At 62.3% G+C, this 15,447-nt stretch carries 16 protein-coding genes; 12 read left to right on the top strand and 4 right to left on the bottom strand.

Annotated features, from left to right (window positions below):
- Positions 1-216: 216 nt before the first annotated feature.
- Complete coding sequence (locus ACYU7Q_RS01465; RefSeq protein WP_460607658.1) at positions 217-1,293, top strand: PAS domain-containing sensor histidine kinase; 1,077 nt, start codon at positions 217-219, stop codon at positions 1,291-1,293.
- Positions 1,294-1,452: 159 nt separating this feature from the next.
- Complete coding sequence (locus ACYU7Q_RS01460; RefSeq protein ID WP_460607657.1) at positions 1,453-3,495, top strand: HelD family protein; 2,043 nt, start codon at positions 1,453-1,455, stop codon at positions 3,493-3,495.
- A 7-nt stretch (positions 3,496-3,502) separates the two neighbouring features.
- Here the strand turns inward: ACYU7Q_RS01460 and ACYU7Q_RS01455 are convergent, their stop codons facing one another.
- The gene (locus ACYU7Q_RS01455; RefSeq protein ID WP_460607656.1) at positions 3,503-3,706 is read right to left on the bottom strand and encodes a hypothetical protein; all 204 of its coding nucleotides are present in this window, start codon (positions 3,704-3,706) and stop codon (positions 3,503-3,505) included.
- 73 nt (positions 3,707-3,779) lie between these two features.
- Entirely contained in the window at positions 3,780-4,094 is a 315-nt protein-coding gene (locus ACYU7Q_RS01450; protein WP_460607655.1) for a hypothetical protein, read from the bottom strand.
- A gap of 326 nt (positions 4,095-4,420) precedes the next feature.
- Between ACYU7Q_RS01450 and ACYU7Q_RS01445 the strand changes: the two genes are divergently transcribed.
- Both ACYU7Q_RS01445 and ACYU7Q_RS01440 read left to right on the top strand, forming a co-directional pair.
- On the top strand, positions 4,421-5,560 hold the full coding sequence (locus ACYU7Q_RS01445) for a lactonase family protein (protein ID WP_460607654.1): 1,140 nt from the start codon (positions 4,421-4,423) through the stop codon (positions 5,558-5,560).
- A gap of 132 nt (positions 5,561-5,692) precedes the next feature.
- Positions 5,693-6,844: an AI-2E family transporter gene (locus tag ACYU7Q_RS01440; RefSeq protein ID WP_460607653.1), complete on the top strand. Its 1,152-nt coding sequence runs from the start codon at positions 5,693-5,695 to the stop codon at positions 6,842-6,844.
- Positions 6,845-6,890: 46 nt separating this feature from the next.
- On the opposite strand, the gene ACYU7Q_RS01435 is transcribed toward ACYU7Q_RS01440, so the two are convergent.
- Complete coding sequence (locus tag ACYU7Q_RS01435) at positions 6,891-7,322, bottom strand: hypothetical protein (RefSeq protein ID WP_460607652.1); 432 nt, start codon at positions 7,320-7,322, stop codon at positions 6,891-6,893.
- A 197-nt stretch (positions 7,323-7,519) separates the two neighbouring features.
- Here ACYU7Q_RS01435 and ACYU7Q_RS01430 point away from each other — a divergent pair, with 197 nt between their 5' ends.
- Positions 7,520-7,936 (top strand): hypothetical protein, encoded by a 417-nt coding sequence (locus ACYU7Q_RS01430; protein ID WP_460607651.1) that lies wholly within the window; start codon positions 7,520-7,522, stop codon positions 7,934-7,936.
- Here the strand turns inward: ACYU7Q_RS01430 and ACYU7Q_RS01425 are convergent.
- On the bottom strand, positions 7,933-8,829 hold the full coding sequence (locus ACYU7Q_RS01425; protein ID WP_460607650.1) for a DUF6929 family protein: 897 nt from the start codon (positions 8,827-8,829) through the stop codon (positions 7,933-7,935). The two genes, ACYU7Q_RS01430 and ACYU7Q_RS01425, sit on opposite strands and share 4 nt — an antisense overlap.
- 130 nt (positions 8,830-8,959) lie before the next feature.
- Here ACYU7Q_RS01425 and ACYU7Q_RS01420 point away from each other — a divergent pair, with 130 nt between their 5' ends.
- The 7 genes from ACYU7Q_RS01420 (at position 8,960) to ACYU7Q_RS01390 (ending at position 15,443) form a co-directional block, all read left to right on the top strand.
- Positions 8,960-9,328, top strand: a complete 369-nt coding sequence (locus tag ACYU7Q_RS01420) for an S-adenosylmethionine decarboxylase family protein (RefSeq protein WP_460607649.1) — start codon at positions 8,960-8,962, stop codon at positions 9,326-9,328.
- Positions 9,325-10,617, top strand: a complete 1,293-nt coding sequence (locus tag ACYU7Q_RS01415) for a DUF4178 domain-containing protein (protein ID WP_460607648.1) — start codon at positions 9,325-9,327, stop codon at positions 10,615-10,617. The genes ACYU7Q_RS01420 and ACYU7Q_RS01415 overlap by 4 nt, the downstream gene beginning before the upstream one ends.
- A 10-nt stretch (positions 10,618-10,627) precedes the next feature.
- On the top strand, positions 10,628-10,828 hold the full coding sequence (locus tag ACYU7Q_RS01410; RefSeq protein WP_460607647.1) for a hypothetical protein: 201 nt from the start codon (positions 10,628-10,630) through the stop codon (positions 10,826-10,828).
- Between the two features lie 13 nt (positions 10,829-10,841).
- Entirely contained in the window at positions 10,842-11,057 is a 216-nt protein-coding gene (locus tag ACYU7Q_RS01405; protein WP_460607646.1) for a DUF350 domain-containing protein, read from the top strand.
- Entirely contained in the window at positions 11,050-12,612 is a 1,563-nt protein-coding gene (locus ACYU7Q_RS01400) for a spermidine synthase (protein ID WP_460607645.1), read from the top strand. Before ACYU7Q_RS01405 ends, ACYU7Q_RS01400 begins: the two co-directional genes overlap by 8 nt.
- Positions 12,613-12,761: 149 nt before the next feature.
- Entirely contained in the window at positions 12,762-14,399 is a 1,638-nt protein-coding gene (locus ACYU7Q_RS01395; protein ID WP_460607644.1) for a flavin monoamine oxidase family protein, read from the top strand.
- Between the two features lie 9 nt (positions 14,400-14,408).
- The gene (locus ACYU7Q_RS01390) at positions 14,409-15,443 is read left to right on the top strand and encodes a hypothetical protein (RefSeq protein WP_460607643.1); all 1,035 of its coding nucleotides are present in this window, start codon (positions 14,409-14,411) and stop codon (positions 15,441-15,443) included.
- Positions 15,444-15,447: the final 4 nt, after the last annotated feature.

The raw sequence follows: 15,447 nt of genomic DNA, 5'->3' as shown, positions 1-15,447 counted from the left end.
GATGACTGCTGAGCGGCAGCACTCAAAAATCTCCGACCAGGATTTGAAGGAGCAGGCAACCATGGCTCACGAAACAAGGGCGCAGTTTTTACTAAATCGGGGCGTTGAACTTATAGAATCTTTCGTAAGTAATAGGAAACAAGGAATGGCCATTATTCAGTTTATGGATGGGGCTTTAGCGAATACTGCTTCTCGCCGTTCTTGTATTCTTAATCTATGGAGAAAGACGCGCCTATTGAACCATCGGCCGTAACGGCGCTGCTCAATTCTGAAGAGGAGTTTCGGTTGTTTCTGACGGCCAGCTTTGATATCATATACAAAATGAGCCCCGACTGGCGCTACATGTACCGCTTGGTGGGCAAAACGTTTCTGGCCGACACCCTAGCCCCCACCGAGACGTGGCTGGAAAGCTACATCCCGATTCCGCAGCAGTCTCAGGTGCTGGACTGGATTGCGCATGCCACTCAGACCCAAAGCGTGTTCGAGCACGAACATCAGGTTATCCAGGCCGATGGGTCGGTGGGCTGGGTGCATTCGCGGGCCGTACCGGTGCGCAACGCCCAGGGCGAGATTACCGAATGGCTGGGCACGGCCATCAACACCACGCCGCGCCGACGGGCCGAGCAGGCGTTGCGGCTGCAGCAACAAGCCGTATTTGTAGCGGTGCAGGAAGCTGAGGAGGCCGAGCGCAAGCGCATTGCCGAGAACTTGCACAACGGCCTGGGCCAAATGCTGTTCGCCGTCAAATTGCGCCTGGAGCAGTCGCGGGTGCTGCTGCCCGCCACCAGCGCGAAGGTCAGCATGCTGCGGCAGGAAACCGATGAGCTGCTGGCCGATGCCATCCGCCAGGTCCGGACCATCTCGCACGAGCTGGTGCCGATGGTGCTGGAAGAATTTGGCTTGGCAGCGGCCATCAAGGACTTGTGCCAAAAGATGAAAGGCCTGATGCTAAACGTGCACTGCCAGGTGCATCTCGACGCCGAACTACCGCCGTTGCCGGGCTCGCTCCAGCTGGCCCTCTACCGCATTGCCCAGGAGCTGATGCAGAACGTCGTGAAGCACGCAGTCGGGGCCACCCATGCCAGCCTGGAACTGGAAAACGTGCCGGGCTTCGTGCTGATGCGCGTGGAAGACAACGGGCCGGGGTTCGCCCCCGACGCGCCAACGGGCATCGGCCTGGGCCTGCGCAGCATCCGCGACCGCGTGACGCTGCTCGGCGGCGTCATCGACGTTGGTAAAATGCCGCGTACCGGTGCCTACGTGCGCCTCCGCCTTCCGGTGCCAGCAAAGTAAGTGCCCGTGTGGAATGCCCACGAAAAAGCCCCGGTGTCGGCTGGGAAATAACCGACCCGCCGGGTTACCAGCCGGCACTGCGATTGATTAAGCAAGGAAAACGCCACGACCGACCGAAATTTGCGGTCACCTTTGATGCCCATTTTCCCAGAACTGCCAGTGATAAACGCCACGGAACGAGAAGAGAGAGAATACCTGGAAGAAATCAAGGAGAAGCTGACGCTGGCCATTCGGCGGGTGGACGGCTCGGTGAAGCAGTTTTCGGATGAGCTTCGGGAGAAAAAGCAGTACATCCACGAGCACCAGTCCGGCATGGACGATGCCGACATGGTGGCCGCCGGCCAGTCCATCAACCGCATGGCGTTTACGGGCGAGGCGGCCGTGGTCCGGAAGCGTAAGCTCCTCAAACTGGGCCAGTCCCCGTATTTCGGCCGCATCGATTTCGTGCCGCAGGGCCAGTCAACCTTGCCGGTGTACATCGGAATCTATTCTTTCATCGACGAGCGGCTGCGCCAGAGCCTGATTTATGATTGGCGGGCGCCCATCTCGTCGATGTTTTACGATTTTGAGTTGGGGGAAGCCTCCTTCGCCACCCCGGGCGGCGTGGTGCAGGGCACCATCGAGTTGAAACGGCAGTACAAAATCCGGGACGGCCGCCTGGAGTTCATGATTGAAAACGACGTCAACATTCACGACGACGTGCTGAAGCGCGAGCTGGCCAAGTCTTCCGACGACAAGCTGAAGAACATCGTGGCCACTATTCAGCGCGACCAGAACGCGGTGATTCGCAACGAGACGGCGCCGGTGATGGTCATTCAGGGCGTGGCCGGCTCGGGCAAAACCTCGATTGCCCTGCATCGGATTGCGTTTCTGCTCTACCGCTACCGCGAGACCATCGCGGCCAAGGACGTGCTCATTATCTCGCCCAACAAGGTTTTTGCCGACTACATCTCGAACGTGTTGCCCGAGCTGGGCGAAGAGCACATTCCGGAGCTGGGCATGGAGGAGCTGGCGGCCGACCTGCTCGACCACCAGTACTCGTTCCAGACCTTTTTCGACCAGGTATCGGCGCTGCTCGATACGCACGACGCCGCGTTCATTGAGCGCATCCGGTTCAAGTCGTCGTTTGAATTTCTTAGCCAGCTCAACCAGTACCTGATTTACGTCGAAAACAACTACTTCACCGTGAAGGAGCTGCGCGTGGGCAGAACCATCGTGCCGCTGCCGTTTCTGCTGGCCAAGTTCAAGACCTTCCACCGGGTGCCGCTCCTAAAACGGTTTGCGCTGGTGGCCGACGAGGTGCGGAACTACGTGCGCGATGCCACCAAGCGGAAGCTCACCAACCACGAGAAATCCACCATTGGGGAGGCCATTCCGCGCATGTTCCGGTTCCACCAGGTGCTGGACCTGTACCGGGATTTCTACCGCTGGCTGGGCAAGCCCGAACTGCTAAAGCTCGACCACGGCTTGCGGCTGGAATATGCGGACGTATTCGCCCTGATTTACCTGCGCCTGCGCCTGGAAGGCATCAGCACCTACGACCACGTCAAGCACTTGCTGGTGGACGAGATGCAGGACTACACACCCGTGCAATATGCTGTGCTGTCGCGTATGTTTCTGTGCCGCAAGACCATTCTTGGCGATGTCAGTCAGACCGTTAACCCCTACAGCTCGTCCTCGGCCGAAACCATTGAGCGCGTCTTCCCGCAGGCTGAGGTGGTAAAGCTCTACCGCAGCTACCGCTCCACCGTCGAGATTACGGCCTTCGCGCAGCGCATCACCCCAAACCCGAATATCATTCCGCTGGAACGGCACGGGCCGGTGCCGGTGGTGGCCCGCTTCGGCAGCACGGAGGAGGAGCTACAGGGCATTAAACAGCTGATTACGGACTTCCAAAGCTCCGGCAATCATTCAATGGGCATCATCTGCAAAACCCTTCGGCAGGCCGAGCAGGCATATGCGGCGCTGGAAGCTCCCAGCGTTTACTTGCTCACCGATGAGTCGACGGCCTTTAAAGAAGGCATCATCATCACGACGGCCCATTTGGCGAAGGGACTGGAATTTGATGCGGTCATCGTACCCTTTGCCTCCGCCCGCACTTACCAAACGGAAGTCGACAAAAGCATGCTCTACGTGGCGTGTACCCGGGCCATGCACCAGCTCACGATCACCTATTCGGGCGAGGTTGCCCCGTTTTTGTAGGCCTAAGCTACCGCTTCTCCCACCGCACGGCGAACTCCTGCTTGCTGCAGTACATGTACTGGCGCGAAACCGGATTGATGATGACGATTTCGGCCGGACGCTCCTCGTCGGCGGGGCTCAGGCCTAGCTCCAGCTCGTATTCCTGGCCGTTGCGGAAACCGGCGTAGCCATCCATGCCACGAAACGCGTACTTCTTCTTCTGAAACTCCATGCGGCAAAGGTAGCGCCACGGCGCACGGCGTCGCCAGGGGTTGGTGGCCATTTCGGCAACCGTTTTGGCGCGACTACTCTTGTTCGCCGGGCGCGGCCACGGGCAGTGGGACAAATTCATTCTCGGCCGGCGAGTAGCTTATCTTGAACAGGCGGTCCTGGCAAATGTGCTGGTCGCCGCCGGGCTCCGTGATAATCCAGTCGCCCGCGAAAACGGTGAGGCGGCCCTTGCGGCTGGTGAGGTAGGCGTGCGGCGGCACGGGCAGCAGGCTCCCAGTGCCCGCAAAGCCCGGCGCTTCATCGACCACGCCGGCCACCTGCTGGCCCGGAAACCACTGGTGGGCTTCAATCAGGTGGGTATCGGTGGGGAGACGCGTGAAAAAAGGCATGGCGGGGCAAGGGCAACAGACTGATTGGCAACGGGCAAAAAGCGGCGATGAGCATTTATTCAGCGGGGCTTTTTCTACAAGATTAAGACGCGCCAGGTGAATGTTTTATGAGGCACGACGGCAGGGCGGCTCAGGCATCGGGCTGGTCCGCCAGCTTCTTTGCCCCCGCTGCTTCATCAGCTCTTTCTAGAATTCAGGCCTGGATTTTTGCGCCTGAATTGCTGGGCGCGGCGGGTTTTGTGCATTTTTGCACCTTCTCTTTTGATTTTCTTATGACTTGTTTTCCTATATATCGCGGCCGTCTCCGTTTCCTGAGTGGGTTGGGAATGCTTTCCATCACGCTATTGGCTGGCTGCACACGGCCAGCTGGCAGCAGCGCCGCCGCTAAAGACTACTGGCTTTACGTGGGCACCAACGTGGGCAACGAGCAGGATAACACCATTTTCCTGTACCGCGTAGACGCCGCTACCGGTGCGTTTACCCGCGTGAGCGCGCAGCACGGCGGAGCCAGCCCCACCTATCTCACGCTCTCGGCCAACCACCACTTCCTGTATGCCGTGAACGAAACCCAGACGTTTCGGGGCGCGCCGGGCGGTGGCGCCAGCGCCTTTGCCGTAGCCCCGCGCACCGGCGATTTGAAATTGCTCAACCAGCAGCCTTCCAACGGAGCTTCGCCCTGCTACATCAGCCTGGACCGTACCGGCAAAACCGCCTTGGTGGCCAACTATGTGGGTGGCAACGTGAGCGCGCTGCCCGTGGCCAATGATGGCCAACTGGGCGCGCCCACCACCGACCAGCACACCGGCAGCGGCCCGCACAAGAACCAGACCGCCCCGCACGCCCACTGCCTCCTCCCCGACCCGACCAACAAATTTGCCTTCGCCGTGAACCTGGGCACCGACCGCGTGTACGCCTACCGCCTCGACCCCGCCAAGGGCCAACTCACCCGCGAGGCCGAGCCGGCCTTCGTGGCCAAGCCCGGCGCGGGACCGCGCCACCTGGTTTTCCACCCCGATGGCAAGCACGCCTACCTCATCAACGAGCTGAACTCGACCGTGACGGCCTTGGCGTATGACGCGGCCGTCGGGCGCTTCCGCGAGCTCCAGACGCTGTCGGCGCTGCCGGCCAGCTACACGGGCGAAAATTCCTGCGCCGACATCCACGTTTCGCGCAACGGGCTGTTTCTCTACGCCTCCAACCGGGGCCACAACAGCATCGCCGTGTTTGCCATCGATACCAGCAACGGCACGCTGGTGCCCATTCAGGACGTGGACACGCAGGGCAAAACGCCCCGCAACTTCACCCTCGACCCCAGCGGCCGCCTGCTGCTGGTGGCCAACCAGAACTCCAACAACGTGGTGAGCTACCGCGTCGACCCTCAGTCGGGCCTGCTCACGCCCACCGGCCAGAGCACGGAGGTGCCCTCGCCCATGTTTTTGCAGGTGACGGAGGATTTCGGACGCTAGGCAAAGCCGCGCTACCCTTCACTGGCCGAGGATTTGCATTCGCCCGCCGAAACGCGGCAACGTGGCGAACAACGGCACGTAAGGGGGCAAACCGGCCGCCATTTCGCTAAAACCGGCCTTTTCGCCCCTTCAATGCCCGACCCGTACGACTCCCAACCCCGCGAGCTTCAGTTTCCGCTCTACGTGAAAGCCCCGCTCATACTGCTGGGCCTGGCGCTGCTGGTGTTCACGCTGCACATTGCCAGCGATATCATTTTCCCGCTGTTTTTCGCGGCCATTTTCGCCATTATGCTGCACCCCGTGGAGCAGTGGCTTATCCGCAAGCGGGTGCCACCGCTGCTGGCCATTCTGCTCACGGTGGTGCTGGGCGTAGCGGCAGTGGTGGGGCTGGTGTACTTCATCAGCATGGAAGCGGCCCAGCTGTCGGACCAGATGCCGATGTTCAAGAAGAAGTTTGCCGAAACTTCGGCCCAGGTGCACGAATGGCTGCAGTCGCGCTTTGGCCTGAGCGACCAGAAATTGCAAAGCTGGATGAGCGAGGCCGGCACTAAGGCCCAGGGCCTGCTGGGCGGCACCCTGTCGGCCGTGTCGGGCCTGCTCGTTACGTTCACCCTGATTCCGGTTTATATTTTCCTACTATTCCTGTACCAGAAGCGGCTGGTTGATTTTCTGGTGCAGGCCTTTTCAGGCCACCGCCGCGATACCGGCGTGAGCGAGGTGCTGCGCGAAAGCAAAGCCGCCATCCAGAGCTACATGGTGGGCCTGCTGATTGAGGGCAGCATCGTGGCCGCGCTCAATGTCACGGCACTGCTCATCATCGGAGTTCCTTACGCCCTGCTGCTGGGCGTGATGGGCGCGCTGCTCAACTTCATTCCCTACATCGGCGGGCTCATTGCCATTGCCCTGCCCATGCTCATGGCCTTCGTGGCCGCCCCGGGCTACACCCACGCCCTGGCGGTGCTGGGCGCCTACATGCTCATTCAGTTCATCGACAACCACTACCTGATTCCGCGCATCGTGGCCTCCAAAATTCAGGTGAATGCCTTGGTGGCCATTGTGGGCGTGCTGGTGGGCAATGCCATTGGCGGCGTGGCGGGCATGTTTCTGGCCCTGCCGGTTATTGCGATTTTGAAGATTGTGTTCGACCGCATCGAGTCGCTCAAGCCCTGGGGCATGGTGCTGGGCGACGAGGAAACCCCGCGTGGCCGCAAAATTAACCCCGCCAAAAGAAGCGTCGTGGCGGCCGAAAAGGGCGAGTCCGTGCCCGACGCCGACCCGGCGTAATTAAGACTTGTCATTCCGCCCTTCGGTCGGAATGACAATTTTGCTTTTATCGACTCAGCTCCGTTCCGTATAGCCACTTTTCGGCCTCCTCCACCGTGGAGAAGCGCTGGAAAACCAGACCGGACGGTGCCGCGCTCACTACCGACTGCGTGGAGAGCCGATGCATGGGGTCGGCCCCTTCCACAATGGCGCAATACTGCGCCCGGGCCTGGTTGATGGCCCGCGGAATCCATTGCCCGGTCAGCCACGCCTGGGCGGCGCCGGACAGGGGCGCGCGCTGGCCGTGGTCGGAGAGGATTTTGCGGGTGCCCGTGTTCAGCATCAGCGCCAACACTTGCTCGTAAAAAGCCTGGATGGTTTCGAGCGCCGCCCGCTCGGGTGCCCACATTAGGCGCACAAAACCCGCAGGCTGATAAAAAATCTTACCGGCGGCATTGTGAAAGAATAGCGTTTCCTGAGCGCGAGGCGGCGATGGCATAGTAGAGAGAGGCGAGCGAGGCCAGCGGCGGTAGTGCGCGGCCCCGGAAGCAAACAAAATTACGCCCGGGCCGGCCTCCCCGCGTCCTGCGGCCAACAAATTCTGCAAGGCCGCGTAAGCAGACCCGGCCAGCTAGTACCACAGGCTGAACAGTTTATAAAATTTCTATCTCTATTTCATTACGTTAGTTATTTAATATGCGCTTATATTTTGAGAACCCGGTTGGGCGCTTGCTTGAGCATCCCGACGGGTATGCCCTGGTGCAATACAACGAAGCGCCCCGGGATTTTGCTATTTTTCAGGCTTTCCTGACCCATACCCACCACTTGCTACGCCGCCACGGCTGGCACAAAATGCTGGCCGACCAGCGTCACATGGCCCCCTTCACCGACGAGGAGCGGCAGTGGATTGGCCAGGACTGGCTAGCCCGGAGCCACAGCGACGGCTACGCGTTGTTCGGAGCCATTATCATCCCCACCGATGTGTACGCCCGCTTGGCGCTGGATCTGGTAATGAGCACCGTGCAGCAGTCGGCCCTCACCTACCGCCTCTTCACCACTGAGGAAGAGGCCGTTGCGTGGCTACGCCAGCTACCCGAGCCGCACTCGAACTAGCCCAGCCGCAGGTGGGCCGTGGCGGCGGTGCTCCCGCCGGCGTCGTCATCGGTCACGAGCAGGAGCTCGAATTGGCCATCGGCCAGTTGCTGGCGCACGGCCAGCCCCTCCACTTTGCCGTAGTACGGTCGGCCGTCGGCCCAGGCCAGCCGGGCAAACGTGGCATTATGCGCCGCCACCTCCACCACGCCCACAAAGGAGCCCAGCACCGCGCCATCGAGCACGGCATCAGCCGTGTTTTCCACCGAAGCCGACACGAACAGCCGGCCATCCACGAACGTGGCCCCGGAAAAGCCGGCCGGGCAGCCCTCAATCTGCGGCAGCTCAAACACCAGCTGATGCACGGCGGGCGGAGCGGCACTGGCCGGCTTTGTCAGGAAATCCAGCGTTTCGGCCAGCGGCAGCACGAACAGTAGCGCCGCATCGGCCCGGCCCACGGTGCGCTGAAACAGCAGCAGCTCGGTAGCGGTAGTGGCGGCCGCTTCCAGGTTGAGGCCCACGCCGGCGGGGAGGTGGGCGACGAGGATGGCGTAGAGGGCCGTCAGGTCCACAGGTTCGGGCTGCTCACCTTCTGTGGGCACAAACCAGCCGCGCGCCCGGTTGGGCCGGCTGCCCGAGCCGAGCAGCAACAGGCCGGCGCGGCCATCGGGCCAGGTCAGGGCCACCATGCACTCCAGGTCGGGCTTTATCGGCTTGGCGATGCGCCCGGAGGCAAAATCGGTAGCCGCTTCGAACAGGGCAATGTGGCCGATGACGGCCAGCGTGGCCGCGTCGAGCTGGTAGAGATAGGGCGAGTCGTCGCCAATAATGTAGGCCACGGGCCCGATGATTTCGACCCCCGAAGCCGAAGGCAGGCCGGGAATTTGATTTTCGGAAATGATGGTGGCCGTCATGGCAAGGGGGGGTTGCGGGTTGGTTTGTAATGTGCTGGCCGGGCCGGGCGATACAACCGGCAAGCTTCGGCCAAATATCAACCCGTTCCGCTCCCTATCTTGCCGCCGCGCTCGCCCCGCGCTCCTTCCCATGCCTGATTATACGCCCGGCCTGCACATTCTGGCCACTTTTGCGGCTCCGGCCTCCGCCCTATGCGATGTAGCAGCCGGCCGTACCTTCTTCGATGCCCAGGTGCTGGCCTTCGGGCTCGAAAAAGTGGGCGAGGCCTACCACAGCTTTCCGGCCGACGACACTGGCCCCGGCGGCTTCACCGCCGTGCTGGCCCTGACGGAATCGCACCTGAGCATCCACACTTGGCCTGAACACGGACTGGCCACGTTCGACGTGTTTCTCTCGAATTTTCGGCGCGATAACGCGGCCACCGTGTGCGGCATATACGCGGCCACACTGGCTTTTTTCGGCGGCACCGAGCTCACCAAAACCGAAGTGCGCCGATGAGCGAAACCGCTACGCCCCGGCCCGAATCGGCCCAACTCGACTGCCCAGAGTGCCACACCAGCATCACGTATTACGACGTGGAAGGCAGTGAATATTATGCCTGCCCGAACTGCCACGCGTATTTCCGGTGGTCGGGCGAGGAAACGCCCAAGGTGTTTGGGAATTATAAGGACGCACCCAAAACCTCGCCTGTGCTGCCGCTGGGTACCCTGGGCATTCTGGGTGGCGCGCTCTACCGCGTGGTGGGTGTAACGAGCCGCTACGAGGCCAACCACTCGCAGTATAGCTGGCGCGAGTACCAGCTGCTGCAGCCCGAAACCGGCCGCTATGTGCAGCTGGCCGAGTACGACGGCCACTGGACGCTGATTTGGGCCGCCAGCCACCTCGACAAAAACCGGGAGGATTTTAAGCTGGTCGATTTCCGGATTTTCAACAAATACCAGTCGCGCATCAACTGGGCGCTGGGCGAGTTCGACTGGGATATCGAAAGCGACCAGAGCCTGTACGTGACCGAATACATCAACCCGCCCCTGCTGCTGGTGCAGGAGCAGCGCGGGCGCGAAAGCAATTGGTACCGGGGCCGCCACGTGGCCGTGGAGGAACTGGCGACGGCGTTTAACATCAGCCGGAGCGCGCTGCCGTACGCCGAAGGCACGGGCATGGTCGAGCCGGCTCCCGGCAGCCAAAATTGGCCGGCCCTCTGGACCCTGACAGGCATTTTAATTGCAGCGCTGCTGCTCACGCAGCTCGTGCTGGTGGTGCGCACGGGCTCACCGGTGCTGAGCCAGACCATTCAGGTGACGCCCGACACCACGGCCACCGCCGCACCCGGCACCGGCAGCGTGCTGGTGTCGCCTTCCTTCACCCTTAGCCACCAAACTGCCCTCGACATTGAACTGAACGCCACCCTGAGCAACCAGTGGCTGGAGTTGCCCGTGAGCCTGGTGAACGAGCAAACCGGGCGCGGTTTCGAGTTCACCAAAAACATTGAGTTTTACAGCGGCGTGGAAGGCGGCGAAAGCTGGAGCGAAGGCAGCCGCGAGGTGGAAGCCGTGCTTTCGCGGGTACCCGCCGGGCGCTACCACCTCAACTTCTACCCCTTCACCGAAAAGGGAGTTTCGCCCGAAATCAAGGTAACCGTGTGGGCCGACCCGGCGCTGCCTTCCAACTTTTTCGTGGTACTGGGCCTGATACTTCTGGTGCCCGGATTCCAGCTGATGCGCCGCCACAGGCACGAGCGCAGCCGCTGGGCCAACAGCGACTACAACCCCTACGCTACCGAAGAATAACCTGACCGGCATGCTCGAAAATCTGCTCAACTTTCTGCGCCCGGTGCGCTTCTACGCGCTGCTGTTGCTGCTGCCGCTGGCCTGGTTTGCCTGGGGCACCGCCACCGGCACCCGCCTGCTCGGCGACGACAACGAGAGCACCGAAACCCTGAACGCGCCCGGCACCGGCGGCCACGGCCACGCTGGCCGCGGCCTGTATTTCCACAAATAACCCTTCCTTGCTTATGGAATACCTCAACGCCAAAGCCCTCGCGGCTTCCATCCTCTATTCGCTGCTGGGCATTGCCATTCTCGTCATCAGCTTTTATCTGTTTAACAAGATGACGCCGGGCACCCTGCGCAAGGAAATTCTGGAAGAGCACAACACCGCGCTGGCCATCCTCGGGGCGGCCTTTATGCTGGCCGTGGCCCTCATCATCAGCGCCGCCATTCATGGCTGAGCTGCTGGAAGCGCCCGCCGCTGAGGCACCGACGGCGGGCCCCGAAGCACGGCTGCCGGGCCTGCTGCTGGCGGCAGTGGCCGTCATCGCCACCTGCGGGCTGATTTATGAGTTGATTGCCGGCACACTGGCCTCTTACCTGCTGGGCGACTCCGTCACGCAGTTTTCGACCATCATCGGGGCGTATCTGTTTGCGATGGGCATCGGCTCGTGGCTCTCCAAGTTTCTGGAGGGCTCGCTGCTGCGCTGGTTTATCCGGCTCGAAATTCTGGTGGGCATCGTGGGCGGGTGCATGGCCCCGCTGCTGTTCGTGTCGTTCGAGTACGTGGCCTCGTTCCGGCTGCTGCTTTATACGCTGGTGGGCCTCACAGGCATTCTGGTGGGCCTGGAGATTCCGCTGCTGATGCGCATTCTGGAGCACCGCTACCCGTTCAAGGACTTGGTGGCGCGGGTGTTCACCTTCGATTACGTGGGCGCGCTGCTGGCCTCGCTGATATTCCCGCTGGTGCTGGTGCCGCAGCTGGGCCTGATTCGGACTTCGCTGGTTTTCGGGGCGTTGAACCTGGCCGTGGCCGCCGTGGTGCTGGCCCGTTTTCCCGAAACACGGCCCTACCGGCGGCACTTTGGCGTGGGCATTGGGGCGGCGCTGCTAGGGCTGGCGGTGCTGTTCGGCTTCGCCAATAAGCTGCTGGCTTACACCGAAACCCTGGCGTTCCAGGACCAGGTGATTTACTCCAAATCAACCCCCTACCAGCGCATCGTTCTCACCCGCAACCCGCGCGAATTGCGCCTGTTTCTGAACGGCAACCTGCAGTTCAGCTCGGCCGACGAGTACCGCTACCACGAGGCCCTGGTACACCCGCTCATGCAAGCCCTGCCCCAGGCCCGCCGCGTGCTGGTGATGGGTGGCGGCGACGGCCTGGCCGTGCGCGAGCTGCTGAAATACCCGCACCTGACCAGCATCAAACTGGTCGACCTCGACGCGGGCATGACCGAATTATTCAAGCGCAATGAGCTGCTACTCAATCTGAATAAAGGCTCGCTCAACAACCCCAAAGTGCAGGTTATCAACGCCGACGCCTACCAATGGATTCGACAGGACAGTGCGCGCTACGATGCCATCATCGTCGACTTTCCGGACCCCGGCAATTACTCCATCGGCAAGCTGTACTCGGCCGCTTTTTACACGGCGTTGGCGAAGCGGCTGGCCCCCGGCGGGCGGCTGGTGGTGCAAAGCACCTCGCCGTTTCTGGCCCGGCAGTCGTTTTGGTGCGTGGCCCATACGCTGGCGGCAGTGGGGCTGCACACCATTCCGTACCACCTCTACGTGCCGTCCTTCGGCGAATGGGGCTACGTGCTGGCGGGGCCTGACGCCCACTGGCGCGGCGATATGAGCCCGCTGCCAGCCGGCCTGCGCTACATAACGCCGGCCACCATCCACGACATGCTGCACTTCCCGCCCGATATGAGCGAGGTGCCCACAGAGGTTAACCAACTCAATAATCAGGTGCTGGTGCGCTATTTCGAGGAGGACTGGGGACCATATGTGCATTAATGCAATTTTCCGGAACGTCATGCAGAGCGCAGCGAAGCATCTTTACCGCAGCAGTAATTTTTCCTTGCGATTGAATTGCGTTGCGCGGTAGAGATGCTTCGCTGCGCTCTGCATGACCATTGACTTCTCCTAGTTCCTGAAATAACCCCATGCCCACCCGTCGCTCCTTCCTGGCCCAAAGCGGCGCGGCGCTCACCGGCGCGCTGCTCCTGCCAGCCCTGCCCGGCTGCGCGCCCACCAACCCGTTGGCCCACATCAAAGGCCAGCTGCTGGGGCAGGATGCCGCCACCGGCCACCTGCTGCGCGACCCCGGCCGAATCCCCGCGCCTACCCAAACCATTGAAACCGACGTGCTCATCATCGGCGGCGGGGTGGCGGGGCTGTCGGCGCGGCGCTGGCTGCACCGGCACGGCCAGACCAATACGCTGCTGGTGGAGCTGGCCCCTGAAACCGGCGGGAACGCCAGCGCCGGACGCAACGCCGCTTCGGCCTACCCCTGGGGCGCGCACTACCTGCCCGTGCCCGACGTGCGCAACACGGAGCTGCTGGAGTTTCTACAGGCTGCTGGTACCCTCACCGGCTACGCGCCCGACGGCCGGCCCATCTACAACGACTACCACCTTTGCCACGACCCCGAGGAGCGCCTCAACATCGAAGGCCACTGGCAGGAAGGCCTGGTGCCCAATCTGGGTTTGAGCGCGGCCGACCAGGCCCAGGTGGCCCGATTCTTCAAGCTGACCGAAACGCTGAAAACCACCGTCGGGCGCGACGGGCGCGATGTTTTCCGTATTCCGCTCGACCAGTCCTCAACCGACGAAGAATACCGCCAACTCGATAAAATTTCCTTCGCCGCCTACCTCGACCGCGAAGGCTTCACCGCGCCCGCCCTGCGCTGGTATCTGGACTACGCCTGCCGCGACGACTACGGTGCCCACGCCGCGCAGGTATCGGCCTGGGCCGGGCTGCACTACTTCGCCAGCCGCAAAGGCAGCGCACACAACGCCACTGGGTCCGACGTGCTGACCTGGCCCGAGGGCAACCACTTCCTCCTTGAAAACCTACGCCGCCAGGCCAGCGCCCCCATCCACACCCAAACCCTGGCCTACGACCTGCGCGAAACCGCCACCGGCATCGAAGCCCTGATTTACAGCGTGGCCACCCGCCAAAGCGCCCGCGTGCGCGCCCGGCAGGTGCTGCTGGCCACGCCGCAGCACATTGCCCACCGCCTGCTAGCCGCCGTGCCCGGCCACCAACTGCCGCCCCCGGGCGCGCTGCACCACGCGCCCTGGCTCATTGCCAACCTCACCGTGGCGGGCCTTCCACAAGGCCCCGGCCGCCCCCTGAGCTGGGACAACGTGCGCTACGGCAGCGCCTCGCTAGGCTACATCAACGCCACCCAGCAGTCAATCAAACAGGACGATGGCAGTCCCAAAGTCATTACCCTATACTGGCCCCTCACCGACGAGGCTCCCGGCCCCGCCCGCCGCCGCGCCTACCAAACCAGCTACGCCGAGTGGCTGCCCCGCGTGGTGGCCGAGCTCGAAACCTACCACCCCGGCGTGACGCCCTACATCCAGCAGGCTGACCTTTGGGTGTGGGGCCACGGTATGGTGGCCCCCACGCCGGGGCTGCTCTGGGGCGCGGCGCGGCAGGCGGCCAGGCAGCCGGTGCGCGGCCGGGTGTTTTTCGCGCATACTGATTTTAGTGGAATTTCGATTTTTGAGGAGGGATTTTACCAGGGGATTCGGGCGGCACGGGAAATGCTGGATATTGCCCCACCCGCCTAAGTGACTTCCATGCCCCAACCCTGGATTCGCTCCCCGCGCTACGACGGCCTGCTCGTCCTCGCGCCGCCGTTTCTGGCGCTGCTGGTGGTGCTAGGGCTGCCCGCGCACTACCGCCACTCGGCGGCCATGCCGCTGCTTGCCTGGGTGGCGCTGGTGGTGCTTATCGACGTGGCCCACGTCTACGGCACGCTGTTTCAGACGTATTTCGACCCGGTGCGGCGGCAGCAACGGCGTACGCTGCTATGGGTGGTGCCACCGGCCTGCTACGTGGCAGGCGTGGCCCTGCACAGCATGGGCGGACTGGTGTTCTGGCGGGCGCTGGCCTATTTGGCGGTATTCCACTTTATCCGGCAGCAGTATGGGTTTCTGCGGATTTATAGCCGACACGATGCGCTCGTGCCCGGCCGCTGGCTGGCCACGGCGCTTATTTATTACGCTACTATTTACCCGCTGCTTTACTGGCATTTTTCGCCTGAACGCAACTTCAACTGGTTTGTGGAAGGCGACTTCGTGCAGCTCGACTGGCCGGCTGGCCGCGCCATCGCCACAGTGCTTTATGTAGGTTTGATTGCGGCTTACGCGGCCCGCGAAAGTTGGCTTTGGTGGCGTACCCGCACTTTTAATGTGCCGCGCAACCTGCTGCTGGCGGGCACGCTGGTGTCGTGGTACGTGGGCATTGTGCTCTTCAATGGAGACTTAGCATTCACGCTGCTGAACGTGGTGTCGCACGGCATTCCCTATTTGGCGCTGGTGTGGGCGGGCGGGCCAAAATCAGCTCAAGCGCCCGTCCCCGTCCGGCGCGGGGCCTGGGCCGGGCGCTACGGCCTTGCCGTTTTCATTGGGGCTGTCGTGCTTTTCGCTTTCCTCGAAGAAGGCCTTTGGGATGTGCTGGTGTGGCGCGAGCACGGCGCGGTATTCGGCTGGTTTCAGCAGTTGCCCACGGTGGCCAATCCCGCGCTGTTGATGTGGCTGGTGCCGCTGCTGGCGCTGCCCCAATCCACCCACTACGTGCTGGACGGGTTTATCTGGCGGCGGAAAAAGTAGCGTG

This window comes from Hymenobacter terrigena, from assembly GCF_054776515.1.
This window is presented reverse-complemented; position numbering and strand designations above follow the sequence as displayed.